At 61.9% G+C, this 24,328-nt stretch carries 27 protein-coding genes; 12 read left to right on the forward strand and 15 right to left on the reverse strand.

Going from position 1 to position 24,328, the window contains the following annotated elements:
* Positions 1-274 precede the first annotated feature (274 nt).
* The 5 genes from BM151_RS17500 to BM151_RS17520 form a co-directional block, all read right to left on the reverse strand.
* Positions 275-1,312 carry a threonine aldolase family protein gene (locus tag BM151_RS17500; protein ID WP_090062052.1) on the reverse strand — a complete coding sequence of 346 codons (1,038 nt, stop codon included), beginning with the start codon at positions 1,310-1,312 and terminating at the stop codon, positions 275-277.
* Positions 1,312-1,761 (reverse strand): YcgN family cysteine cluster protein, encoded by a 450-nt coding sequence (locus tag BM151_RS17505; protein ID WP_090062053.1) that lies wholly within the window; start codon positions 1,759-1,761, stop codon positions 1,312-1,314. Before BM151_RS17505 ends, BM151_RS17500 begins: the two co-directional genes overlap by 1 nt.
* The gene (locus BM151_RS17510) at positions 1,758-2,696 is read right to left on the reverse strand and encodes a bifunctional riboflavin kinase/FAD synthetase (RefSeq protein WP_090062054.1); all 939 of its coding nucleotides are present in this window, start codon (positions 2,694-2,696) and stop codon (positions 1,758-1,760) included. The genes BM151_RS17505 and BM151_RS17510 overlap by 4 nt, the downstream gene beginning before the upstream one ends.
* 29 nt (positions 2,697-2,725) lie before the next feature.
* Positions 2,726-3,169 (reverse strand): MaoC family dehydratase, encoded by a 444-nt coding sequence (locus BM151_RS17515; protein ID WP_090062055.1) that lies wholly within the window; start codon positions 3,167-3,169, stop codon positions 2,726-2,728.
* A gap of 222 nt (positions 3,170-3,391) precedes the next feature.
* The gene (locus BM151_RS17520) at positions 3,392-4,264 is read right to left on the reverse strand and encodes a TIGR01459 family HAD-type hydrolase (protein WP_090062056.1); all 873 of its coding nucleotides are present in this window, start codon (positions 4,262-4,264) and stop codon (positions 3,392-3,394) included.
* 178 nt (positions 4,265-4,442) lie between these two features.
* On the opposite strand from BM151_RS17520, the gene BM151_RS17525 reads away from it, so the two are divergent.
* Positions 4,443-4,877, forward strand: coding sequence for a rhodanese-like domain-containing protein (locus BM151_RS17525; protein ID WP_177213202.1), 435 nt, complete (start codon positions 4,443-4,445; stop codon positions 4,875-4,877).
* Between the two features lie 15 nt (positions 4,878-4,892).
* On the opposite strand, the gene BM151_RS17530 is transcribed toward BM151_RS17525, so the two are convergent.
* From BM151_RS17530 to BM151_RS17540, 3 genes are all read right to left on the reverse strand, one after another.
* A complete protein-coding gene (locus tag BM151_RS17530) occupies positions 4,893-5,381 on the reverse strand; it encodes a GNAT family N-acetyltransferase (RefSeq protein ID WP_090062058.1) in 489 nt (162 codons plus the stop codon).
* Complete coding sequence (locus BM151_RS17535; RefSeq protein WP_090062059.1) at positions 5,374-5,742, reverse strand: hypothetical protein; 369 nt, start codon at positions 5,740-5,742, stop codon at positions 5,374-5,376. The genes BM151_RS17530 and BM151_RS17535 overlap by 8 nt, the downstream gene beginning before the upstream one ends.
* A 78-nt stretch (positions 5,743-5,820) precedes the next feature.
* Positions 5,821-6,741: a manganese-dependent inorganic pyrophosphatase gene (locus BM151_RS17540; protein WP_090062060.1), complete on the reverse strand. Its 921-nt coding sequence runs from the start codon at positions 6,739-6,741 to the stop codon at positions 5,821-5,823.
* Positions 6,742-6,846: 105 nt separating this feature from the next.
* On the opposite strand from BM151_RS17540, the gene BM151_RS17545 reads away from it, so the two are divergent.
* From BM151_RS17545 to BM151_RS17565, 5 genes are all read left to right on the forward strand, one after another.
* Positions 6,847-7,503: a DUF2161 domain-containing phosphodiesterase gene (locus BM151_RS17545; protein ID WP_177213203.1), complete on the forward strand. Its 657-nt coding sequence runs from the start codon at positions 6,847-6,849 to the stop codon at positions 7,501-7,503.
* A 491-nt stretch (positions 7,504-7,994) separates the two neighbouring features.
* The gene (gene groES / locus BM151_RS17550) at positions 7,995-8,282 is read left to right on the forward strand and encodes a co-chaperone GroES (protein ID WP_090062061.1); all 288 of its coding nucleotides are present in this window, start codon (positions 7,995-7,997) and stop codon (positions 8,280-8,282) included.
* Between the two features lie 39 nt (positions 8,283-8,321).
* Positions 8,322-9,968, forward strand: coding sequence for a chaperonin GroEL (gene groL / locus BM151_RS17555; protein ID WP_090062062.1), 1,647 nt, complete (start codon positions 8,322-8,324; stop codon positions 9,966-9,968).
* A gap of 527 nt (positions 9,969-10,495) precedes the next feature.
* Positions 10,496-11,641: a DUF8173 domain-containing protein gene (locus BM151_RS17560; RefSeq protein WP_090062063.1), complete on the forward strand. Its 1,146-nt coding sequence runs from the start codon at positions 10,496-10,498 to the stop codon at positions 11,639-11,641.
* Positions 11,642-11,826: 185 nt separating this feature from the next.
* The gene (locus BM151_RS17565; RefSeq protein ID WP_090062064.1) at positions 11,827-12,396 is read left to right on the forward strand and encodes a GNAT family N-acetyltransferase; all 570 of its coding nucleotides are present in this window, start codon (positions 11,827-11,829) and stop codon (positions 12,394-12,396) included.
* 48 nt (positions 12,397-12,444) lie between these two features.
* Here the strand turns inward: BM151_RS17565 and BM151_RS17570 are convergent, their stop codons facing one another.
* The 3 genes from BM151_RS17570 to BM151_RS17580 all read right to left on the reverse strand — a co-directional run bounded on the left by BM151_RS17570 (position 12,445) and on the right by BM151_RS17580 (position 14,402).
* Positions 12,445-13,524 carry a 5-(carboxyamino)imidazole ribonucleotide synthase gene (locus BM151_RS17570; protein ID WP_090062065.1) on the reverse strand — a complete coding sequence of 360 codons (1,080 nt, stop codon included), beginning with the start codon at positions 13,522-13,524 and terminating at the stop codon, positions 12,445-12,447.
* A 7-nt stretch (positions 13,525-13,531) separates the two neighbouring features.
* On the reverse strand, positions 13,532-14,017 hold the full coding sequence (purE, locus tag BM151_RS17575) for a 5-(carboxyamino)imidazole ribonucleotide mutase (protein WP_090062066.1): 486 nt from the start codon (positions 14,015-14,017) through the stop codon (positions 13,532-13,534).
* Between the two features lie 166 nt (positions 14,018-14,183).
* Positions 14,184-14,402 (reverse strand): YdcH family protein, encoded by a 219-nt coding sequence (locus BM151_RS17580; RefSeq protein ID WP_090062067.1) that lies wholly within the window; start codon positions 14,400-14,402, stop codon positions 14,184-14,186.
* Between the two features lie 258 nt (positions 14,403-14,660).
* Between BM151_RS17580 and BM151_RS17585 the strand changes: the two genes are divergently transcribed.
* The 5 genes from BM151_RS17585 to BM151_RS17605 all read left to right on the forward strand — a co-directional run bounded on the left by BM151_RS17585 (position 14,661) and on the right by BM151_RS17605 (position 17,595).
* Positions 14,661-15,074, forward strand: a complete 414-nt coding sequence (locus BM151_RS17585) for an Hsp20 family protein (protein ID WP_090062068.1) — start codon at positions 14,661-14,663, stop codon at positions 15,072-15,074.
* Between the two features lie 3 nt (positions 15,075-15,077).
* On the forward strand, positions 15,078-15,314 hold the full coding sequence (locus BM151_RS17590) for a DUF1150 family protein (RefSeq protein WP_090062069.1): 237 nt from the start codon (positions 15,078-15,080) through the stop codon (positions 15,312-15,314).
* Positions 15,315-15,466: 152 nt separating this feature from the next.
* On the forward strand, positions 15,467-15,901 hold the full coding sequence (locus BM151_RS17595) for a rhodanese-like domain-containing protein (RefSeq protein WP_090062070.1): 435 nt from the start codon (positions 15,467-15,469) through the stop codon (positions 15,899-15,901).
* Positions 15,902-16,042: 141 nt separating this feature from the next.
* Complete coding sequence (locus BM151_RS17600; protein WP_177213204.1) at positions 16,043-16,525, forward strand: cytochrome b; 483 nt, start codon at positions 16,043-16,045, stop codon at positions 16,523-16,525.
* Between the two features lie 203 nt (positions 16,526-16,728).
* Positions 16,729-17,595: a hypothetical protein gene (locus BM151_RS17605; protein WP_090062072.1), complete on the forward strand. Its 867-nt coding sequence runs from the start codon at positions 16,729-16,731 to the stop codon at positions 17,593-17,595.
* 143 nt (positions 17,596-17,738) lie between these two features.
* Here the strand turns inward: BM151_RS17605 and BM151_RS17610 are convergent, their stop codons facing one another.
* From BM151_RS17610 to trxB, 4 genes are all read right to left on the reverse strand, one after another.
* Positions 17,739-18,293 (reverse strand): DVUA0089 family protein, encoded by a 555-nt coding sequence (locus tag BM151_RS17610; protein WP_143093125.1) that lies wholly within the window; start codon positions 18,291-18,293, stop codon positions 17,739-17,741.
* 365 nt (positions 18,294-18,658) lie between these two features.
* The gene (locus tag BM151_RS17615; protein ID WP_090062074.1) at positions 18,659-20,371 is read right to left on the reverse strand and encodes a bifunctional sulfate adenylyltransferase/adenylylsulfate kinase; all 1,713 of its coding nucleotides are present in this window, start codon (positions 20,369-20,371) and stop codon (positions 18,659-18,661) included.
* A 316-nt stretch (positions 20,372-20,687) separates the two neighbouring features.
* Positions 20,688-22,367 carry a hypothetical protein gene (locus BM151_RS17620; protein ID WP_143093126.1) on the reverse strand — a complete coding sequence of 560 codons (1,680 nt, stop codon included), beginning with the start codon at positions 22,365-22,367 and terminating at the stop codon, positions 20,688-20,690.
* A gap of 137 nt (positions 22,368-22,504) precedes the next feature.
* A complete protein-coding gene (trxB, locus tag BM151_RS17625; protein ID WP_090062076.1) occupies positions 22,505-23,449 on the reverse strand; it encodes a thioredoxin-disulfide reductase in 945 nt (314 codons plus the stop codon).
* Between the two features lie 288 nt (positions 23,450-23,737).
* Between trxB and BM151_RS17630 the strand changes: the two genes are divergently transcribed.
* Positions 23,738-24,238 (forward strand): Lrp/AsnC family transcriptional regulator, encoded by a 501-nt coding sequence (locus tag BM151_RS17630; protein WP_090062392.1) that lies wholly within the window; start codon positions 23,738-23,740, stop codon positions 24,236-24,238.
* The last annotated feature ends 90 nt before the right edge of the window (positions 24,239-24,328 follow it).

Genomic DNA, 24,328 nt, shown 5'->3' on the forward strand with positions numbered 1-24,328 from the left:
GCCCGATGGCGGCATTGAGCCCTTTGGGGACATTGCCCCTTCTGCTCAAGCCGTGACAAGCCTGCCCGTGGGGTGGCGCTCAAACGGCTGAGCGGGTCACTTTATGGTGCAAAATACATCGATGATCTGAGGTCTGCGCGCGGATGACAATGCGCCAGCCCGCCGGGATGGGCAGGCGCAGGCGCGGCGGCCTTCGGCCTTGTTCCGTGCCGAACACCACTTCGTTCAAATGGCAGGAAAGTCCCGCATCGCTGCCGGTTCGAGCGCCGCCGCCTCAGTCGCTTAGTGCCGCCAAGAGCGCGTCCACATCGGCTTCGGTGGTCGACCAGCTCGCCACGAAACGCGCCAGAAGCGGCTCTTCCGGATCGCCGGTGAGCGCCGTGCCAGTGCCCCAGAGGTGATAGGCGGCGCCTTTCGCCTTGGCCTTGAGATGGGCGGCGCGGGGCAGGCGGGCAAAGACCAGATTGCCATCGACCTTGTAGGCCAGTTCGCCACCGATCTCCTTGATCCCCTTGGCCAGACGCGCGCCCATGGCATTGGCCTGCGTCGCGAGCTCCAGCCAGAGATCATCCTCGAGCCATGCGAGCATCTGCGCCGAGACATAGCGGGCTTTCGACAGGTTATGCCCGCCGCGCATGCGCTGGCTCTCGAAGGCCTGTTTGAGGCTTGGGTCAAAGATCACCGCGGCCTCTGCGGCCATCGCCCCGGTCTTGGTCGCGCCAAGCGAGAGCGCGGACAGCTCGCGGGTCATTTCCCAGGGCGAGGTGCCAGAGGCGGCGATGGCATTGGCAAAGCGTGCGCCATCGAGATGCAGCGGCAGGCGCCCCGCATCGGCCAGAGCGGCAATATCCGCCGGGCGGTACAATTCGCCGAATTCGGTGAGGTTGGTGATCGAGACGCCCACAGGTGGGCTGGCGTGGATGTCGTCCTTGGCGCTGTCCGCGATCACCGCCTGCCTGAGCTCCTCAGGGTCAAGGCGGCTGCCGACCCCGGGCAGGGGTTTGAGCTTGGCGCCACCGGAATAGAAGGGCACGGAATTGCGCTCGTCCACTTCGATATGCGCGCTCTTGTGGCAATAGAGAATGCCCCAGGGCGGGGACATCGCCGCCAGCAGCGCGGCATTGGTGCCGGTGCCCGAGGTCATCGGGTAGATCAGCGCATCGGGGGCCTGGAACATGTCCCGCAGACGTTCGGTCAGCTCGGCGGTCCAGCGGTCCCCCGCATAGGCCGGGGCATAGCCCTCGTTGGCTTTCGCCAGCGCTTCCATGAGTTTCGGATGGACGCCGGATGTGTTGTCAGAGGCAAATTGCATCAGCTGGGCTCCTCGATGATGTGATCTTCCCAATCTTCCTCGTCGACCTCGAATTCCGGCACGGTGCGGTTGCGCACGGAAATTCCGGCGGCATGGACGCTTTCCGGGTCCCCGGTCAGAAGCGGGTGCCACTCGGGCAGGGAACGGCCCTGCCACAACAGCCGGTAGGCACAGGTGGCGGGCATCCAATAGGCGTGCTCTTCGATATTCGAGGGGCTGAGCTGGATGCATTCGGGCACCAGCTTCTTGCGGATCTGATACTGCCCGCATTGGCAGGAATAATCATCCAGAAGCCGACAGGCGACGCGGGTCAGAAACACCTCGCCGGTGTCCGCATCCTCGATCTTGTTGAGGCAGCATTTGCCGCAACCATCACAGAGCGCTTCCCATTCCTCTTCGCTCATCTTGCTGAGGGGAACGGTCTCCCAGAACCTCTTGCGCAGGCTCATGCGTGCGCCTTGAGGATCTCGCGCGCTTGATCGCAATCGGCATTCATCTGTTCGATCAGCGGCTCCAGCCCGGTGAACACCAGTTCGGGGCGCAGGTACTCGACGAAGGCGATCGAGAGATGCTCGTCATAGAGATCGCCGGAAAAGTCGAAAATGAAGGTCTCGAGACAGGGCAGATTGGCGCCGAAAGTCGGTTTGACGCCGAGCGACGCCGCGCCCTGATACTGGCCCTTGTGCGGACCGGTGAGCACATCGACAAAGACCGCATAGACCCCGAATTTCGGGGCGTGCAGCCCTTCGATCGACATGTTTGCGGTCGGGAAGCCCAGTTCGCGACCGCGCTTGTCGCCATGGCCGACCTTGCCCTCGATCCGGTGCCAGTGCCCGAGCATATCCGCGGCCTTCTTCGGCTCGCCCTCGGCCAGTGCGACGCGGATCGCCGAGGAAGACGACACGCCGCTGTCGGTTTCCAGAAGCTCGGCGATGGTGACGTCAAAGCCCATGGTGGCCCCAAAGGCCTTGAGCGCCTCGGCCGTGCCCGCGCGTTTCGCGCCAAAGCGGAAATCCGCGCCGACGACCACATGAGAGAGGCCAAGCCCTTCCACGATTACTTCGCGGGCGAAGGTTTCGGGCGACATGGCGGCCAGTTCGGCGTCGAAGGGCAGCTGGAACAGATGCTCGATGCCGAGTTTCGCCAGCCGGTTGGCCTTGGCCTCGGCATTCATCAGGCGAAAGGGGGGGGCGCCGGGGGCAAAGAATTCGCGCGGATGCGGTTCGAAGGTCACCAGCCCAAGCGGGCTTTTCTGCGGCGTATCATTGCGTGACAGATCGATCACGTGGCGGTGGCCACGGTGGACCCCGTCGAAATTGCCAATGGCGGCGGAACAACCGCGCGCCGTTTCAGGAATATCGGTCCAGTGCGTGTAGATCTGCATGGGGCTCCTCGCGGGGAGCCCCCGCGTCGTCAGTCGAATTTACGGCTCGGCGCAAGCACTTTTGCCTCGCCTTTCAGCACCACGGTATCGCCCACTGTGCACTGACAATCAAGGCCGACCCGGCGTTTCGCGTGATCGATATCGGTCACGGTGACTTGCGCAACTACGGTATCACCGGGGCGCACGGGCGCCATGAACTTCAGCGTCTGGCCGAGATAGATCGAGCCGTGGCCGGGAAGCTGTTCGCCGATCACGGCGGAAACCAGCCCGGCGGTGAGCATGCCATGGGCGATCCGGCCTTCGAAAATCGTGTCCTTGGCATAGGCATCGTCGAAATGCACCGGGTTATGGTCGGTCGAAACCTCTCCGAACAGCTCGATGTCATGATCGGTAACGGTTTTGCGCAAAGAGCGCGTCATGCCGATCTCGATGTCCTCGATGCAGATGGTTCCGCGGGGCTGATTGTCCAACATGATCTCCGAATCCTTCGTATGTTGCGGTGCAGCATAGCGAAGAATTCACCAAGAAACAATATTGCGCGCAATAAAATTTTTATGTTGGCGCTATATTGGGTCAAAAATTACGTGGTGACCGCATGTTGCGCGAATGTGGTGTCAGGCCTGCCGGCAGCTTCGTCTTGATTCCGGGCGCTGCCGCGCCGTTCGAACCGGGGCAAGGTTCCGCCAAACAGCCCTTCACCGCAGAAACGAGATCGCCGCCGTCGGCGACAGGTTCTGATCCGCCAGCCAGATCTTGAGGCGCTCCGGGTCCGGGTTCACCGGGTCGGGGCCGAATTCCTGCGCCGCCAGACCGCCGGTGATGAACAACACGTCGAACCCTTCGCCGATGCCGCCCATGACATCGGTGCCGATGCCGTCGCCGATGCAAAGGATGCGATTGTCATCCACGGGGGCGATCTGTGCCAGACGGCGCCGCGCCAGATCGTAGATCGGCGGATGCGGCTTGCCGAAATACAGGCTCTCGCCGCCCATTTCGGTATAGAGCGCCGCCAGCGCGCCGGCGCACCATTCGCGGACCTCGCCGCGATCTACGACAATGTCGGGGTTGGCGCACAAGAGCTTCAGCCCCTTCTGTTTGGCGTAGAGGAATTGCGGGCGGTAGAGCTCCGGATCGGCCAGCGGGTCCTCGGGGCCGGAACAGACGATGCCCTCGGCCTCTTTCAGCGGCACCACCTGCACGTCGAGCGCCTCGTCGAGAATATCCATCGGCTGGAAGAAATCCGCCTCGAACATCTCGCCGATATGCCAGACCTTCTGGCCGACGACGCCGAGATACATCGCCATGCGGGCGGAGTCGCCCGAGGTGGCGATGGCGTCATAAGCGTCGTCCGGCACGCCGAAGTCGCGGATCTGATCGGCGACCGAGCGCCAGGGGCGCGGCGAGTTGGTCACCAGCACCACCTTGCCGCCGCCGGCACGATATTTCTGCAGCGCCGCGCAGGCTTCGGGAAAGGCGGTGACGCCATTGTGGACGCAGCCCCAGAGATCGACGAACAGCGCGTCGTAATTGGTGGAAATCTCGGACAGCTCTTGGATCAGGCGGGTCATGTGCGGGCTCCGTATTCGGTTCGACCCCTTGCTATAGGGCTGTTGCGCGAAAGAAAAGTGTCAGCTTCGAAGGCGGGCGAAAGCCTGTGATAGCTTCTGCGACACGCCCTGCGACACCTTGGGACTTGCCTGTCCGATGCACTGCGGGCAAATTCTTCCGGATGCAAAGGAGATACGCATGACGGATCAGGGCAAACGCCGCTTTCTCGTGTTCGGCGGTGCCGCGGTTTTCGCGGCCGTCTTCGGTTTCATGGGCGCGCGCCACAAGCCTGCGGGGTTTGAGGAACAGGTGATGACCGTGGCGCAGATGAAGGACACGGGTGGGTTGATCGTCGATATCCGCACGCCCGAGGAATGGGCCGAGACCGGGGTGATCGATGGCGCGACACTCGCCACGTTCAACGATCCCGAGAGCTTTCTCGCCAAAATCGGTCCGGAGCTTGCCGACGGGCGTGACCTGATCCTGGTCTGTCGGTCTGGCAATCGCACCCGCCGCGCGGCACAGCTTCTGGCCGGCACGATCCCCAATCGGATCGTCTCGGTGAGCGGCGGGATGAAAGCACAGATCGCCAGCGGCTATCAGCCGGTTGTCGCGAAAATCGCGCGGAACTGATCCCCCGCCGAATCCTCAGCCGAAGGCTTTCGGATAGGTCAGGCTTTTCACCTTGGTCTTGGCCGGTCCGGCGGTGAGCGTGTGGTCGAGCGGGTAGGGCGAGGTGAACCCCTCGGCGATGGGGGCAAAGCCGCAGCGGCTGTAGAACTCCGGGTCACCCAGCACCACCAACGTCTGGCCGGACAGTTCCGCCCATTGCGTGATCATGCCCACCAGACGCTTGCCATAGCCTCGGCCTTGCAGGTCCGGGCGGATGGCCACCGGCGCGAGGCAGAGCCAGCCTTTGGGGGAGGTCATTTTCGATAGTGCCGCGTAGCCGATCATCTCAGTGCCTGTTTCTGTGCGCATCGGCAGAACCATTTCGCCGGCGATGGCGCGCGATTTGCGCAGGCTTTCGACCAGCGCGGCTTCGTCTTTTTGCCCGAAAGCATCGGTCAGAAGCGCGCTCACGGCGCTCTCCTCGCCACGTTTCATCTCGCGCATGAAATCGGGGGATTTAAGCATCTCGGGTCACTTTCAAATAGAGGGCCGCGAGAATGACCTCGACGGACACCGCCACGAGAATGCCGGGGCCGGCACGGCCAAGGATCAGCTCGGTGAGGCCTAGGAGGGCCATGGCGATCATCAACAGCGTCCCGGCCGACAAAAGCGCGCGCCGCACTTGCTGGTTCCCGGACGCGCCCAATTGCAGATAGATCAGCCCGATCGGCGCAAAAAGCACGCCGGCTCGCCGCGCCATGACCTCGCCGCCGGTCGACGCGTCCAGCCCGAAGATCGCGGAAAACAGCCCGGGGGCGATGAGCAGCGCGGCACAGAGCGCGAAAGCCAGATAGGCGGTGAGGCGGAACAACAGGGGGGCGGACATGGGGGCTCTCGAATGGGCAAATGAAAAAGGGGCGCGGATACCGCACCCCTTTCAATCGTATCGCCGGGACAAAGTCGATCAGACTTTGAGGTTCGGGATGATCTGTTTCTTGCGGGACATGATGCCCGGCAGCACGACGCTGTCGCCCTCGACGGTGGCACCGAAGCTTTTCTCGGCCACGGTTTTGCACAGATCGTTCGGAGCAAAGAAGGTGGCTTCTTCGTTGAGGATGTCGACGACGAACAGAAGCACCTGATCGACACCATCTTCGGCTTCCACCGCTTTGAAGCTCTCCATGATCGAGGCCTTGCGGTCGAGCACCAGTTTCGGCGCGGTGGTTTCCAGAACGGAGACGCGGAACTTGGTGCCCTCGACCTCGTATTCCTTCGAGTCCATGCGGATCAGCTCGGCGTCGGAGAAGGCGGAAATGTCGGATTTGGCTTCGAACATTTCAGACGCGTATTGGCCCAAGTTGATGTTCAGCTCGGAGGCCAGTTTCTCGGCCAGCGCCTTGTCCACGTCGGTGGTGGTGGGGCTGCGGAACTCGAGCGTGTCGGAGAGGATGCAGGACAGCATCGCGCCCTTGATATTGTCGGGCATCTTGTCGGCATCATCGCCCATCAGGTCGTACATGATGGTGGCGGTGCAGGCCAGCGGACGGATGGTGATGTCGATCGGGCCTTTGGTCTCGAGACCGCCGACCAGCTTGTGGTGGTCGATGATCGCGGTCACATTGGCGGCGTTGATCGCGTCGGGCAGCTCGGCCGGGTTGTTGGTGTCGACGATGACGACATCCTGACCTTCGGCCACTTCGGAAATGATCTCCGGCTTCTCGAAACCCCATTTCTCGATGACGAAAGCGGCCTCGGTGTTCGGCTCGCCCAGAAGGACGGCTTTGGCGTCGACGCCTTTCACCTCATTGAGGTACCAGGCCCAGATGAGCGGCGAACCGGTGGAATCGGTGTCGGGGGATTTGTGGCCGAAAACAAGCGTGGTCATGCAGATCTGTCCTTCGCAAATGGTCAATTTACCGGCCTTATAGGCAGTGCAGCATGGCTTGTCACCACTTGTGAGCGCTCACGGCTTGCCTGTATCACGGATGCCATGACCAAGCTGCGTGAAACCGATCTCTACCCGCCCGTGAAAGCGCATTTCGAGGCGCTGGGCTATCAGGTGAAAGCCGAGGTACGCGACGCCGATGTGGTGGCGGTGAAGGACGGTGAGCCTCCGGTGATCGTCGAGCTGAAAACCGGCTTTACCCTCCAGCTTTTGCAACAAGGCGTGGCGCGGCAGGCGATGTCTGATCACGTCTATCTCGCCGTGCCCCGGTGGAAGGGCAAGGCCGGTTGGCGGATGTTCAAGGGAAACCTTGGGCTGTGCAAGCGGCTGGGCTTGGGCGTGATCTCGGTGCATGTCGCGGGGGGGACAGCGAAAGGCCCAGCGAAAGGCACTGTGCAGGTCCATCACGATCCGCGTCCCTTTGTGCCGCGCAAGAGCAAGGCCAAGACCGAAAAACTTCTGGCCGAGTTCCACAAACGCGACGGCGACCCGAACCTCGGCGGAACGCCGGCGGGCGGACGCGTCACCGCTTACCGCCAAGATGCCGAGAAATGCCGGGCCTATCTGATGGAGCACGGGCCCTCGAAAGGGGCGGAAGTGGCGAAGGCCACCGGCGTCAAACACGCCACCCGGATGATGCGGGACAATCATTATGGCTGGTTTGAAAAGGTTGAGACGGGGGTTTATGGGGCGATGGAGTGAAAGTCAGGTTTGCGGACGAAGTGGACGTTCGTTATTTGGGCGGAAGCCGCACCTCGATGACGCGGGCGGTGGCGAGCTTGTCCGCTGAACCTCTCGATTTATCTCAGCCAAATCCGAATAAGCTCAACACGTTGCCTGAACCTGACAAAATCGCCGCCGCGCGGGACGCGTCAGCGATGTGCGGCGGCCTACGGCCTTGATTCCGCACGAGGGTGCTACGTGCGAATGTCTGGTAAGGGCTCAATTCTGTCGTTCTAAGAAATTATCAAGCAACTGGCACGTCGGTATCTGCTTCTAACATGTCTTGATAGGCTTCCGCTCCCTCGCCGCGCCGCGGCGGATTTTTCCCCATCTCCCCTGTTGACTCACCCCATCCCTCTTCCTAACTATGCGGCGTTGTCACTCGCCTTAGGTGAGTGCTAACGGCAAATTTACACCGCCCGGGAGGGGCGGCCCGTATAACTGAAACTTTGAGCGAAGGAGCCTCGAAGATGGCATTCAAACCGCTGCACGACCGCGTTGTGGTCGAACGTGTTGAGAGCGACGAAAAGACCGCTGGTGGTCTCATCATCCCCGATAGCGCAAAAGAAAAGCCCGCCGAGGGCAAAGTTGTCGCCGTCGGTGAAGGCGCGCGCAAAGACAGCGGCGAGCTGATCGCCCCCTCCGTCAAGGAAGGCGACGTTGTCCTGTTCGGCAAATGGTCCGGCACGGAAATCACCGTGGACGGCAAAGAGCTGCTCATCATGAAAGAGTCGGACATCCTCGGCATCATCGCCTGAGCCCGTCTGACCTGAACTCAAGAATTTACGGAGTGAACAATGGCTAAAGAAGTCAAGTTTGACGTCGACGCACGCAACCGCATGCTCAAGGGCGTGAACATCCTCGCCGATGCTGTGAAAGTGACCCTCGGCCCGAAAGGCCGCAACGTGGTCCTCGAAAAATCCTTCGGCGCCCCGCGCATCACCAAAGACGGTGTGTCGGTTGCCAAAGAGATCGAGCTCGAAGACAAGTTCGAAAACATGGGCGCTCAGATGGTGAAGGAAGTCGCTTCCCGCACCAATGACGAGGCCGGCGACGGCACCACCACCGCCACCGTGCTCGCCCAGGCGATCATCAAGGAAGGCCTCAAGCAGGTTGCTGCCGGTCTCAACCCGATGGACCTGAAGCGCGGTATCGATCTCGCCACCGCCAATGTCGTCGAAGCGATCAAAGCCGCCGCCCGTCCGGTTGCCGACTCGGAAGAAGTTGCCCAGGTTGGCACCATCTCCGCCAACGGCGAACACGAGATCGGTCAGCAGATCGCCGACGCGATGCAGAAAGTCGGCAATGACGGTGTGATCACCGTCGAAGAGAACAAAGGCATGGAAACCGAGACCACCGTGGTCGAAGGCATGCAGTTCGACCGTGGCTACCTGTCGCCCTATTTCGTCACCAACCCGGACAAGATGGTTGCCGAGCTGGAAGACTGCATCGTGCTTCTGCACGAGAAAAAACTCTCCTCGCTGCAGCCGATGGTGCCGCTCCTCGAGCAGGTCATCCAGTCCCAGAAACCGCTTCTCATCATTGCTGAGGACGTGGAAGGCGAAGCGCTGGCGACCCTCGTGGTCAACAAACTGCGCGGCGGCCTGAAAATCGCGGCCGTCAAAGCCCCGGGCTTCGGCGATCGTCGCAAAGCCATGCTGCAGGACATCGCGATCCTCACCGGCGGTCAGGTGATCTCCGAAGATCTCGGCATGAAGCTCGAAAATGTCACCATGGACATGCTCGGCTCGGCCAAGAAAATCACTATCACCAAAGACGAAACCACCATCGTTGACGGTGCCGGCGAGAAAGCCGAGATCGAAGCCCGCGTGGCCCAGATCCGCACCCAGATCGAGGAAACCACCTCGGATTACGACCGTGAGAAACTGCAAGAGCGCGTTGCCAAACTCGCCGGCGGTGTTGCTGTCATCCGCGTTGGCGGCATGACCGAGGTCGAAGTGAAAGAGCGCAAGGACCGCGTCGATGATGCTCTGAACGCCACCCGCGCAGCTGTGCAGGAAGGCATCGTCGTCGGCGGCGGTGTGGCCCTGGTTCAGTGCGGCAAAGGCCTCGACAGCCTCAAAGGCGCCAACCCGGATCAGGACGCCGGTATCTCCATCGTCAAGAAAGCCATCGAAGCGCCGCTGCGCCAGATCGCTGAAAACGCTGGTGTCGACGGCGCTGTGGTGGCCGGTAAGGTCCGCGAATCCGCTGACAACACCTTTGGCTTCAACGCTCAGACCGAAGAATATGGCGACATGTTCAAATTCGGCGTGATCGACCCGGCGAAAGTGACCCGCACCGCTCTGGAAGACGCTGCTTCCGTGGCTGGCCTGCTGATCACCACCGAAGCCATGGTTGCCGACAAACCGTCGAAAGACGGCGGCGCTGCCGGCGGCATGCCCGACATGGGCGGCATGGGCGGCATGGGCGGCATGATGTAAGTCGTCCTTCCGAAGGAAGGGCGCGTTACCCGACAGGCGAATGGCCGGGAGGCCATTTTGCCGAAAGGGAAAGCGTATAGCTCAGCCAGGTTATGAAAGGGTCGCCCTCGGGCGGCCCTTTTCTTTTGATGCCATATATATGGGGGACGAGGTCTCGCGGGACCGGAGGTGGTCCGGTCGTGTGTGGGCTTGGAGCTCTTTGGGGACATTGGCGTTCTGCGCGCGGGACAAGGCCGAAGGCCGCCGCGCCTGCGCCTGCCCGTCCCGGCGGGCCGGCGCATTGGAGCCGCGCGATGACCTCACATCTTAGATGTATTTGATAGTATAAAGCGCACCGTACATTTGCCGGATCGCCACCCCACGGGCAGGCTTGTCACGGCTCTGCGCCAAACCTCCAATGGCAGCAAGGTCCCGCACAGCCGACCGGTCGCTTTTGTGTGCCCCGCAAATTTCGTGTGCTTTCCCTCTTTAAAATCTCCCTCGCGAGGCGCATGTTAACTTCTGTAACATGAGTGGAGGGTCGTTCCATGCGTTTTCCCGCGTTTCTTATCATCGCAAGCCTTGTCACCGGTCTCGCCGCGCCACTGGCGGCGGGGGAGGACGGTGGGGATTTCCGCTTTGGCGGTGACGCTTTCCTGGCCGGGCGCACGGTCACGCTCTCGGGCGAGGCGGTGGACGATCTCTTTGCTGCCGGCCAAACCGTCTCGGTTCTGAGCCCGGTCGCGGGCTCCGCCCATACGGTCGGACGCAATGTCACAATCACATCTGACGTCGGCGAAAACCTTTATGCCGCCGGGATGAATGTCACGGTGAATGGCGCAGTGGCCGGCGACGCGACACTCGCCGGGTATGATGTTGAGATCACCCAACCGGTTTCGGGCGATCTGCGCGCCACCGGCTCGAAAGTCAGCCTGAGCGCCCCGGTGGCGGGGAGCGCGATCCTCGCCGGTGAAGATGTGGTGATCAGCGGTCAGATCCTCGGCGATCTGGCGCTTTCTGCTGAACATGTCACCTGGACAGACGGGGCCTCGGTTGTGGGCAATGTGGCGCTGTACCTCGATGAGGACAGCAAGCTGAGTGTGCCCGAGAGCGTTGCCCCCGCCGCACGGGTCACCCGCCATGACATGTCGCAATTCGAGCGGGACCATCCCGATATGCCCGGGGCTGCGATGGGGGCGGAGCGCGGTTTCGGCCACGCCCTGGGTGGATTCCTGCGCGGTGTCGTGGTGACCGGTGTCCTCGCCACCATTCTTGCCGCCGTGGCGCCGGGCTGGATCGCGGCGCTGCGCCGCACGGCGCTCGATGATCCGGCGCGGGTCTTGTGGATCGGCTTTCTGGGGCTCGCCGCCGCGGTTGGCGCCGTGCCGCTGTTGATCCTGACCGGGATCGGGGCGATCATCGCGCCGATTGCGCTTTTCGCCGCGCTGCTTCTGGGCCTCACCGGCTATCTCATCGGCACCTATGTGCTGGGCGTGAAAGCGATCACCGCCGCCGGCCGCACCCTGCCGGAGAGCACGGGCGAGCGTGCCATGGCGGCCTTTGCCGGTGCCGTGCTGCTCGCGCTGATCGGGCTGGTGCCCTTCCTCGGCTGGCTTGCGGTCTTTGCCGTTGCCCTCGCGGGGGTCGGGGCTCTGGTGACCCGCTGGGCCGGGCCAAGCTTCTTTGCCGGCTGAGGTTTCGACCATCGTCCGGCATCGGCAGAGCAGGTCTTTTGCGCGCCCTGTGGTAAAAATCGCCCAATAAGAAGACGAATTGTCCTGAAATGACCCGGTTTTGCCGGGCCGGGTGAACTTCTGCCTTGTCTGATTTATGCTGCGCCTGCACCATAACCCGGAGAGTGTATTTAACGAGGTTCGCCATGCATTTGCGCGCACTGACCGCCAATGACGAGATTCCCCTGTCCGTTTTGATGGACACGACATTCGGCGGACCGGAGATGTATCAGTTTGCACGCGAGCTGCGCGCGGAGAATGCCGTGGCGATGGAGCGGATCGCCTATGAGGGCGACACGCTCCTCGGCTATATATGCTGCGCCCGCATGGTGGTGCCGGAAGACTGGTGGGCGCTGTCGATCCTGGCGGTCTCGCCGATGTATCACAAACGTGGCATGGGCCGGGAACTGGTGGCGCATGGCATGGATCATGCCAGACGCGAGGGGGCCAGGGCCGTGGTGGTCGTGGCGGACCCGAAATATTTCTCCCGGGTGGGGTTTTCGCAACTGGCGGCCTCGAAGCTGGAGCTGCCGATGATGGCGGAGCACACCTCGCTCTACCCGATTGCGCCGGGCACGGGCATGTCGACTCATCGCCTGATCTACCCGGAGGCCTATGAGCGGCTCATGGATGGCGAGCCCCGTAAGGAGCTTGCACAGGGGGCAAGGCCGGAGGCGCCGAAGCGCCGATTCGCGCGTCGGTTTCTGTCGATCTAGAGACGGCTAGCCAGGCCGGAAGGCCGAAAACCCGGGCCGGGCCAGAGCTCACGCAGGCCCGGTGATCTTGTTCACATGGCCCATCTTGCGGCCCGGTTTCACATCCGTCTTGCCATAGAGATGGATCGCGACCGCGCCATCCTTGGCAAATTCCGGGATACGGTCCACATCGTCGCCAATGAGGTTCAGCATCTCGACATTCGAGTGCCGTTTGCCATCGCCCAGGGGCCAGCCCGCCACCGCACGGATGTGCTGTTCGAACTGGTCGATGACACAACCGTTCTGGGTCCAGTGACCGGAATTGTGCACGCGGGGGGCGATCTCGTTGACCACCAAACCACCTGATGTGACGAAGAGCTCAACGCCCATCACGCCGACATAATTCAGCGCATTCAGGATCTTGGCCGCCAGAAGCACCGCGTCGGTGCGCTGTGCGGGCGAGAGCCGGGCGGGCACCGTGGTGCTGTGCAGAATGCCGGATTTATGGACGTTCTCGCCCGGGTCAAAGCAAGAGATATCGCCACTCTGACCGCGCGCGGCAATCACCGAGATCTCGTGGGAAAACTCCACGAAGCCCTCGAGAATCGACGGCGCCCCGGCCATGTCCTTGAGCGCCTGATCCGCCTCTTCGGGCGCCATGATCCGGGCCTGTCCCTTGCCGTCATAGCCGAAACGCCGGGTCTTGAGGATCGCCGGCGCGCCGATCTCCACCAGCGCCTCCGCCAGATCGACATCGTCGTCGACGGCGGCATAGGGCGCAACCTTGAGGCCCAGTTCGGACAGGAACGCCTTTTCGACCAGACGGTCCTGCGACACCGCCAATGCCTTGCGGTTGGGGCGGATCGGTTTCACGGAGTCCAGTAGATCGAGCGCCGAGGTCGGCACGTTCTCGAACTCGTAGGTGATGACATCGACGGCATCGGCAAAGGCCTTGAGCGCGGCCTCGTCTTCGTAGGGGGCCGTGGTCACCACATCCGCGACATGGCCGGCGGGCGGATTTGCCCCCGGCTCATAGATATGGGTTTTGAAGCCCAGGCGAGAGGCGGCGACAGAGAGCATGCGGCCCAGCTGGCCGCCGCCGAGAATGCCGATGGTGGCGCCGGGGACGAGGATCTGCGGCTCGGTCATCTGCGCCTCACTCATCGACAGGGGCGTCAGGGATGGAGGCCGAAAGCGCTTCGCGCCAGGCGTCCAGACGCTCGGCCAGCGCCGCATCGTTGATCGCCAGAATGCCCGCCGCCATCAGGCCTGCGTTGGCCGCGCCCGCTTCGCCGATCGCCATGGTGGCCACCGGGAAGCCTTTCGGCATCTGGACGATGGAATAGAGGCTGTCGACGCCCGAAAGCGCGCGGGTCTGAACCGGTACACCAATGACCGGCACGCGGGTCTTGGATGCCATCATGCCGGGCAGGTGCGCGGCCCCGCCGGCACCGGCGATGATCACCTTGAGCCCGCGCCCGGCGGCCTCTTTGCCATAGCTCCAGAGCCGGTCCGGCGTGCGGTGGGCGGAGACGATCCTAGCCTCGTAAGTGATGCCCAATTCATCGAGAATTTCCGCTGCGCGTTTCATGGTGGGCCAGTCGGACTGGCTGCCCATGATGATGCCGACGTCGACGCTCATGGCTTGATCTCCCGGGAAGGTTTCGCTTGCCCGCCTTATAGCAATTGCGTTGATTTACGCAATGAAGCTTGCGCGCAATCTGCCCGCGTATCTGCACCGGTCATGGGCAGGCCTTGGGGCCGACCTTGGACCCGGATGCGCAGGCCCGATGCGCAGGGGATGAGGCTTAGGCGATGATGTCCGGGGTGATCTGATCTTCGAGCACGGCGATCCGGTCTTTCAACGCCAGTTTCTGCTTTTTCATCCGTTGCAATCGCAGGGCATCGAGATGGCCGGTTTCCTGCATTGCTTCGATCGCCGCATCGAGGTCGCGGTGTTCGCGTTTGAGCACTTCGAGCTTCACCCGAAGCACCTCATTCTGTTCCATACGGTTGGACACGTTCATCGCGTTGTCTCTGGCTTTCCTTGGCGGTGGCGGTGTGCCACGCGAGAGCCCCGGTCCATGATCTCGCGCGGGCAGGGTCACGGGGGGCAGGGCGATGGCCTCAGTCTAGCCGCAATTGTTCGAAACTCAAAGCCCTCTGAGAGGCGCGGCGGCAGGCCCTTGAAGCCATGGTTGCCATTCCCCATATTTATACCAGACGGGTTGCCGCAAACGGGACCCGGGACTTGGACACAGTCGCTTCCGAGAGAGGACGTGTAGATGACGAAAGTGAGTTTTGGCGCCCATCCGTTCCTGTTGGGATTTGATCAGCTGGAACGTCTGGTGGAGCGCACGGCAAAATCCGACGCCGGGGGCTATCCGCCCTATAATATTGAACAATCTTCCGAGAATACCTATCGGATCACTCTGGCCGTGGCCGGGTTTGCCGAAGGTGATCTCGGGATCACGCTCGAGGACCGTCAGCTCGTGGTGCGCGGTCGTCAGTCCGAGGACGATCCGGAGCGCGTCTTTCTCCATCGCGGCATCGCCGGGCGACAGTTTCAGCGTTCCTTCGTGCTGGCCGACGGGGTCGATGTGACCGGCGCCTCGATGGAAAACGGGCTGTTGCATATCGACCTGACCCGGGCCAAGCCGGACACCATCGTGCAAACCATTCAGATCAGGAAAGGATAGATCATGGAAACGCGCTACCCACATGTTCCCGGTGTCGATGAGACACATGAAAAGATCGTCTATGTGCGCTCGGTCGCCGTCGATGATCTGCCCGAAGAGGTACAGGCCCAGGCCGAGGGCCGCGATCACATCTATTCCGTGCATGATGAACAGGGCACCCGTCTGGCGCTGGTCGCCGACCGGCGGCTGGCTTTCATCCTGGCGCGCGAGAATGACTATGCGCCGGTGAGCGTGCACTGAGCCTTCGGTGAACCTTCTCTGAGGCGGGCCTTGCGCACGCGCTCGGGAAGCCCCTCGACATTCGAGATTATGAATGTAAGCTGTCCTGTCTGAGCGACCGGGCAGCTTTTGTGTTGGGCGCAGGAAACCAAGCTCTCAGGGGAGGAGAGGTGATGAGACGATTTTTGATCGTGGGGATGATGGCCGCCGGCCTGACGTCAGGGCTGAGCGTCGTGCCCGCTTGCGCCGATGAGGCGACGGTGGAGGCGATGCAGGACTATCTCATGTTCCAGGACTATGAGAGCGGTATCATCCTGCCGCAGCAGATCACCGAAGAGGTCTGGGATGCCGTGTATTTCATCGATACCCGCGACGCCGGGCAATTCGAGGCCGGCACCATTCCGGGCGCGGTGAATATCGAATGGCGCGAAGTGCTTGACCGAATGGATGAAATCCCGACCGACAAGAAGGTCGTGCTGTTCTGCAACACCGGGTCCCTGTCGGCCCAGGCGGCCTTTGCGCTGCGGGTCGCGGGGCGCGAGAATGTCGTGGTCTTGCAGACTGGTCGCGACGGCTGGCTGGAGACGGCGGGATATAAACCCGAGTGATAGACGCCACCGCAGAGGTGCATTCGTGGTGACATCTTCTGTGCTTCCGCATTGATTTGCCCCGCGAGGAGGCGTAGCTCGAAGAGGCGCAAGGCATATTTCGCCCTGTGCCCCTTCGTCAGCCAATGCGAGAGCCAAATGATGAAAATTTCCGAATCCTATTCAGGGCTGCAAAAGCTCCTCCACTGGGCCGTGGTCCTGACCTTTGCCTTCAACTATGTCGTTTCCGACGGCATGGGGAAGGCCCTGCGCGCCTTCAACGAGACCGGTGTCAACGACAGCACCACCGCCAAGCTGCATGTGATCGTCGGCATTGCGACGCTGGTGCTGATGGTGATCCGCATTATCGTGCGGCTGATCCAGGGCGCGCCGGAGATGCCGCCCGCGCCGCATCCGATGATGGAAAAGGCCGCGCATCTGGTGCATTTCGGCCTCTATGCCGCGATGCTCCTGACCCCGATGGCCGGGGGCGCTGCCTGGTTCCTCGGCATTCATATCGCGGGCGATGCACATGAGGTGCTGGTCAACCTGACAATTCTCCTGATCGTGGCCCATGTCGCGGCGGCGCTCTATCACCAGTTCATCCTGAAGGATGGGCTGCTCAAGCGCATGTCGCCGCACTGACCCTCTGCTCTGCGCCGCCCGCGATTTCAGGGGGCGCGCAGACCGCAACAGGCATCGACCAATGGTTGGGCCATCGCTCTCTCGAGCGGTGGCTCTTTTCGTTTTGGGCGGCCGGGCGGCGTATCCAGAGGCTGGCGCTCATCATTTTCGGTGAGATGTGTTAGAGTGAAAGCTCAATATGTACGAGTGCAAAGGAGAAGGGTATGAAGCTCCGATTTTATGTCATCTGTCTTGTGGCTGCGCCATTTGGCGCGGGCGCCGACAGTTTCGTCCTGTCAAGCGGTCCGAACGGACAGGCGCGCATGGCGTTGGATGTGCAAGTAAGCGAAACCAACGCCGGGCTGTCCTATCGAAGCGAAAATGCGGCGACAACACGGTTCAGTCGCGGTGTCGCCTACCAAATGTCGGGTGGGACTGCGAGCCTGTCTTGTGATGGCGGAGCCAGGTTGAGCACGCTTTACGTCGACAATCCGCATGGTGGCGTGACCGAGGAACTTGCCGTCCCGGTCGGGGCGGACGGGTATGTTTTTGACATGGCGGAGTTTCCGCTCCTGAAAACGCCGAGCGATGCGATCGCCAATGCCTGTCCACCTCTCTGGAACGGCCTGAAGCGGGTCGAGCTTGCTGCCAATATTGAGTTTACCTGCACGCCCGAGGCGGGGGAACCGCGGCGTGTGACGGGGGTGGTGTGGACGGACGTGACCGTCATGTGTCGCCGTCCGACGACGAATGTCAAAGTGATTTCATGGAGATACCGCTGCGAGGAAGGGGCGATGACGGCCCCCTCCGGGGCAAGGCGCGTCGAGCAGTCCCGCGCGACGAAAGCCAGCGCCGACAATGTGACGGCCTTGCGCTGCACCGATGACGCCGGCACGGATCTTGGCGTGGCCCGTCTTCTGGGCCCCAATGCCGCCTATCACAGCTGTCGTGACGACGCGTGGTATTGGTCTGGCAATCTCTCCTATGATGTCGACGAGGAATATGTGCAGAATTTCGTGGTGGTTGATGACACCCCGGGCGAAGGGCTGCCGGCGGATGCGGGACGGCTTTGCATCTATCCGAGAGGGTGAAGCCGTCGGAAAAGCCGTGGTGCGGCGCGCTCTTGGCGGGATCCGTTTCCACACGCGCCTACGTCCGGTGCAAGCCGGATCGGGTCAAACGTAAAAAAGCCCCGGGCTGATGACCGGGGCTTTTCAAGTCTTTGTTGTGGGCCTCAGGCCGTCTTGCGGCGTTTGCTCCGACGCAGGAGGCCCGCGCCACCCAATGCCGTGGCCAGAAGCGGCAGCCCGGCCGGCAGCGGTACGGCCGGCAAGGAATTCACGACCAGCGTCACGTCGCCGGTCATGTTGTTGTTGTTTGAACCGGCACGTGCCTCGGCTTCGCTGAAGTTGAAGTCGGACACAGCGAGAATGTAGCTGCCGACCGAGAGAACGGTTTCGATCAGCGAATTCGAGAACCGTCCGGCAGGCCCGCAGAGGCTGTAGGGACAGCTGTCGTCGTCATGACCGACCAGCGTATCCGAAGCATCCAGAATGCCGTCGGAATTCAAATCCGCGAACAGGAACAGTTCCGGATCAAGGGTCGGCCCCATGGTGTACATGGAGTACATTCCGGCGCTGCCGACCGAGAAGGTGGAATAGCCGACGGAGCCAGCGCCCCTTGCCGTGATCGTATGTGTTTCCGTGAGAATTGTGGCAGCCTGGCTGGGTTGTCCCAGACATAAGGTGCCAAGCAGGGCGCAAGCCCCCAGAGCTTTCATAGTGAACATCTTTTACCCCCAAAAGATACAATCGTTAGAATAGTAAAGCCTTCAAGCAGCGAGTGGCACGCCACCCAAGGTAAGGTTAATATATCGTTAAAATGGCCTGAAAGATAGCGGGGCGCCGCTTTTGCGACTCATTGTTTCCTTGCTGTTAACTTTTGCGCAATTTTCGTTCCATTGCGCTCCGTCTTGGTGAAATCGCAAGCGAAACTGTGGGGCATCGGGCGCCAGTGGGTGGCCAAGAGGGCGCAAAGGGGCATAACAGAATCGCGCGAGAGCGGATGAGTCGCAATGTGGCGAGGACGGTTTCCCAATAGGAAAGCCCCGACCGACAGGCCGGGGCTTTTGTGATTCTTCGGGAAGAGCGCGCCTTAGTGGGCGGCGATCAGCCCCATGCTTTCGAGTTTCAGAATGACCTGATGGGCACAGTTGTCCACATCGTGGCCGACGGTCTCGACCCGCAGTTCCGGGGTTTCCGGGACATCGTAGGGGTCGGAGATGCCGGTGAACTCCTTGATCTTGCCTTCGCGTGCCAGCTTGTAGAGCCCTTTGCGGTCGCGCTTTTCGCATTCCTCGATGGAGGTGGCGACGTGCACTTCGACAAAGGCGCCAAAGTTTTCGACATCCTCACGCACCGCACGGCGGGTGGTGGCATAGGGCGCGATCGGCGCACAGATGGCGATGCCACCGTTCTTGGTGATCTCGGAGGCCACGTAACCGATGCGGCGGATGTTGAGGTCGCGGTGCTCTTTCGAGAAGCCCAGCTCGCTGGACAGGTTTTTCCGCACGATGTCGCCATCGAGAAGCGTCACCGGACGCCCGCCCATTTCCATCAGCTTGACCATCAGCGCGTTGGCGATGGTGGATTTTCCGGAGCCGGAGAAACCGGTGAAGAACACGGTGAACCCCTGTTTCGAGCGCGGCGGCTTGGTCTTGCGCAGCTCGGCCACCACTTCCGGGAAGGAGAACCACTCGGGGATCTCGAGCCCTTCGGCCAGACGGCGCCGCAGCTCGGTGCCAGAGATGTTGAGGATGGTGACGTCATCCTTGTCCATGATCTCGTCATTGGGCTCGTATTGCGCGCGCTCTTGGACATAGACCATGTGTTTGAACGGCACCATTTCGATGCCCATTTCTTCTTCATGTTCCTTGAACAGGTCCTGCGCATCGTAAGGACCGTAGAAATCCTCGCCCTGACTGTTCTTGCCCGGGCCGGCGTGGTCGCGGCCGACGATGAAATGGGTCACGCCGTAGTTCTTGCGGATCAACCCGTGCCAGACGGCCTCGCGCGGGCCGGCCATGCGCATGGCCAGCGGCAAGAGGCTCATGTTGGTGGTCGATTGCGGATATTTGTCGAGCACTGCCTCGTAGCAGCGCACGCGGGTGAAGTGATCGACATCGCCCGGTTTGGTCATGCCGACCACCGGATGAATGAGCAGGTTGGCCTGGGCCTCTTTCGCGGCGCGGAAGGTCAGCTCCTGGTGCGCACGGTGCAGCGGGTTGCGGGTCTGGAAGGCCACGACGCGGCGCCAGCCCAGCTTGCGGAAATAGGCGCGCAGCTCGTTGGGCGTGTCGCGACGGGCGCGGAAATCGTAATGCACCGGCTGTTGGATGCCGACGACCGGACCGCCGAGATAGACCTTGCCGGCCGTGTTGTGCAGGTAGTTCACCGCCGGATGGGCGTCGTCATCGGCCCCAAAGACCTTTTCGGCCTCTTTCGATTTGTTCGGCACCCAATTGTCGGTGACGGTCATGGTGGCGAGGATCACGCCTTCCTGGTCGCGCAGCGCGATGTCCTGGCCCGCTTCGAGCGAGGCGGCGAAATCTTCGGAGACGTCGAGCGTGATCGGCATCGGCCAGAGCGAGCCATCGGCCAGGCGCATGTTCTCGACAACGCCATTGTAATCTTCTTCCGAGAGGAAACCTTTGAGCGGGTTGAACCCACCATTCATCAAGAGTTCCAGATCGCAGATCTGGCGCGGGGACAGGTCCCAGCTGACGAGATCGGCAGCTTCGACTTTGAGCTTCTGAGCGCTGTCGTAGGACACATAGAGCTCGGGGATCGGTGCGAGATTTTCGGCCATGCAAATCGCCTTTTTGGGCTGGTACGGTTCAACAATCAAAGATCGCCAGAATCCATCGCGGATCGCGAGCGGCCTTCTTAATCGGCGGCTTAACCGTTTTTTATCCTTAGGATCAACAAGAGCAGGGGCGCGAAATAGCAAATGAGGCTCTCAGGCCTCACTTTTGTGCATTCTCTGGAACAACGGTCGTGGAACTGTCGAAGTTTCAGAACCTATTTCCCTTACCGATGATAATTGTTGCGGCTTCAGATGGGGGCGCAGTCGGCGTGTGAGGCACTTTGCGGTTCGGTGAGTTGGCGGATCCGGCCGCGGGGGCTCACTCACGTGCCCTGATGCCTTGCGACAAGATCTCGATGCTTCCGGCATGGACGTGTTTCAGCGCCAAGGCCCGTACCATGTAGCGCCCGTTCGCAACAGGGGCCGGATCGAGGAACGCCGTTGAGCTGATCAGATCGGGGCTGATCACCTCGAATGCGCCGTTCCGTGCCGCCTCGGGGGTGCGGGCGCGATAGACCCGGTAGCCGCGTAGCTCCGGGTCATCAGAGGCGCGCCAGTTGAGCTGCGATCCGCCGTCTTGTGGCGTGACGGTCAGTTCAGAGGGGGGGCGCACCGGAAAGGCGTGCAATGTCGGATCGCCCAGCAGATTGAGCCAGATCGGATCGACGATGCGATAGCGGCCCGTCGGCGCATAATCCGGGGTGCCGTTGGACATGCCGCGGTTGTTGGCTGTGCGCAGCTGGGCCGCGCCGATGGTTTCCCCCAGCGCCATGCCATGCAATTGCCAGGCCGGACGGGCCCCCCAGGCGACCGCGAGCGCCTGGTTCGGTGCCGCCATGATCCCGGCCATCGGGTTCAACATCTTGTCGATTCTCTGTTTGTGGCTGCCGAAATTGATGGCGAACACCGGTTTGGCCGCGTATCGGGTCAGGTAAGTCTTGCCGTCGTAGTCGCCGAAATCGACCCCGAAGAGCCAGCGTCGCTCTTCTCCGACGTCGTGATGTTCGCCCGGCGTCACATTGTCCGGGCCGACAATGGTGGCCAGCCCGTGACCTTCGACGGCCAAATGGCTGGCGGATCCGAGGTAGGCGTTGCGCAAATCGCCCCATTGCCCCGAACGCCAGGCATGGTTGCGCGTGAAATAATCGATCAGATAGGCGATCTCTCGCGACGGGCCTTGGAGCCGGCTGACCGAGAAATCGATCCGGCCCAGCATCATTTCGATGCCGTTGCCGGGCAGGCGGCTTGGGGCGAGCAGGCCGGATGTGCCGCCGACCGAAGGCCAGTCGCCGTCGACATCGGCATAGAACAGATCGGTGGCCGTGGGCTGTGGCTCGTGTCCGTCCGGGGCCACTCTGCCGCTTTTCACCAGTGGCAAATCCCCGACGAGGATCACCGCCACGGTGGCATCGCCCTCGCGGGCCGCATCCTCGGTCCAGGCCTTATAGCGGGCGCTCAACCGGTCGCGCAGCTCTCGGGCTGCGGCAAGTTCGCCAACCGGCGTGAGCCGCCGTGCGGAGGTGCCGGTGAGACGTTCGACGCGCCAGCCGTCGCCGACTAGATCGGCGGCAAACCCGTCGAGCTCCGGCCCGATGTGGTTGGACAGGCCGGCCTCTTCGACAAGAAGCACCAGACCGCGCCGATCAATGGCTGGCAGGTCGATCGCGGCGGCGAAATAGCCTTGGTCGACGATTCCGTCGCGAACCCGTCGCACCTTGTATTCCCAGGCAATGCCCGGGCTCGCCTTGTTGTCGCGAAAGCTCTTGGCCTCGCCGAGATCGGTCGAAAGGAACAGCCATGGCCCGCCGGTGGCGAGCGGGCGGCGCGCAACCTGCGCATCGCCGGCATGGGGCCTTTTGACCCGGCTCCAGTCAAGCGTGACGCCGTCGCCATCGATGGCGGCATCGAGCGGCAAGACGCCGATCTCCTGGCCCTGGGCCCGCACCGGGGAAAGTGCTGCGCCAAAGGCGATGGCGAGTGACAGGGCAGAAGCCACCAAAGCAAACGCCCCGCTGCGGTGCGATACCGTTGCGGGGCGGTCGGGATGTGAGTGTGGCGGAGGTGTTAGCTGAAGGTTTGGCAGGCGGACAGGAGCGGCATTGCGCGGCACCCGGCCCATCCTGCCAAACCGCCATATCATTCTTGTGCCGCCAGCCAATGTTCGGCGTCGAGCGCGGCCATGCAGCCCATGCCGGCCGAGGTCACCGCCTGACGGTATTTGTGATCGGTCAGGTCACCAGCCGCGAAAATCCCCGGGATCGAGGTCTCGGTCGAACCGGGCTTTACCGCCACATAGCCGCCGTTATGCAGCTCGAGCTTGTCTTTGACGAGCTCATTGGCCGGCGCATGGCCGATGGCGACAAACACGCCCTTGGCCGGGATATCGGTGATCTCGCCGGTCTTGACGTTCTTGGCCTTGACGCCATTGACGCCCTTGAGCGGTTTCTCGTCGCCGTAAACCTCCAGGAGCTCATTGTCCCAGAGCGGCACGATTTTCTCGTTCTTCATCAGCCGGTCGATCAGGATCTTTTCGGCACGAAGCTCGTCGCGACGGTGGATCAGCGTCACTTTCGAGGCGAAATTCGTCAGGAACAGCGCCTCTTCCACGGCGGTGTTGCCGCCGCCGATCACCACGATCTCCATGCCGCGATAGAAGAACCCGTCACAGGTGGCACAGGCCGACACGCCATGGCCCTTGAAATGCTCCTCGGTCTCGAGCCCGAGCCATTTCGCCCGCGCGCCGGTGGCAAGGATCACCGCATCCGCCGTGTAGGTGGTGCCGCTGTCCCCCTTGGCCACGAAGGGCCGGCTGTCGGTGTCGAGCTCGGTGATGATGTCGGAGATGATCTCCGTGCCCATCGCGGTCGCATGCTCCTGCATCTTGACCATGAGATCCGGGCCCTGCACCTCGGTGAAGCCCGGGTAGTTCTCGACCTCGGTGGTGGTGGTGAGCTGACCGCCGGGTTCCATGCCCTGGACCAGAATCGGCGACAGCATGGCGCGCGCGGCATAGACCCCCGCCGTGTAACCCGCCGGGCCGGAGCCGATGATCAAGACTTTCGTGTGTTTCGTGTCCGCCATCTGAGGATCTCTTTCGTGTTGTCTCTGCATTTGATTTCGATATAGACACCGCGGGCAGGCTTCGCCACCCCCCAGAGGGTGCACAGGCCTTGCGATCCTTTCGACAGAGACGGGTTGCGGCGAAGGCGCGAGGGTAAAAAATGTGCATTTGCCATTTTGCCGCGCGCATTGGGCGCGAAATCCTCTTGAAATGATCTTGCTGAAATGAGAAAGAATATTGCGCGCGGAACCCCGTTTGCGCATGAGTATGAAATTCACGCCGCTCCGGCCAAGGCTTCGGGAAAACAGATGCCCTCTCATAAACTCGATGAAATCGACCGCAAAATCCTGGCCGAGCTGCAGGCGGATGGCCGGATGACCAATGTGGAACTGGCCAAGCGGGTGGGCATTTCCGCGCCGCCCTGTCTGCGCCGGGTGCGCACGCTCGAAGAGAGCGGCTACATCAAGGGCTATCACGCCGTGGTCGACGATCGGGCGCTGGATTTCGAGGTGCAGGTCTTTGCCATGGTCGGGCTGCAGAGTCAGGCCGAGAGCGACCTGTCGAGGTTCGAAGCGAAATGCCGTGACTGGCCGCTGGTGCGCGAATGCCATATGCTCAATGGCGAGGTCGATTTCATCCTCAAATGCGTGGCGCCGGATCTCTCCACCTTTCAGAGCTTTCTGACCGGCGAGCTGCTGTCGACCGAGAATGTCGCCAGCGTCAAAACCTCGCTGGTGATCCGCTGTGCCAAGGATGAGCCCGGCGTGCCCTTCGAAGTTCTCGAAGCCCGCTTGGCGCAAAACGCCTGACGGCAGCCGCCCCGTTCATCTGATCCGGTAAAATAAAAACGGCTCGCCTTCTGGCAGAGCCGTTTTCGTGGAAATGCCGGCGGACAACCA

Source organism: Celeribacter neptunius (genome assembly GCF_900113955.1).
Taxonomy (GTDB): Bacteria; Pseudomonadota; Alphaproteobacteria; order Rhodobacterales; family Rhodobacteraceae; genus Celeribacter; species Celeribacter neptunius.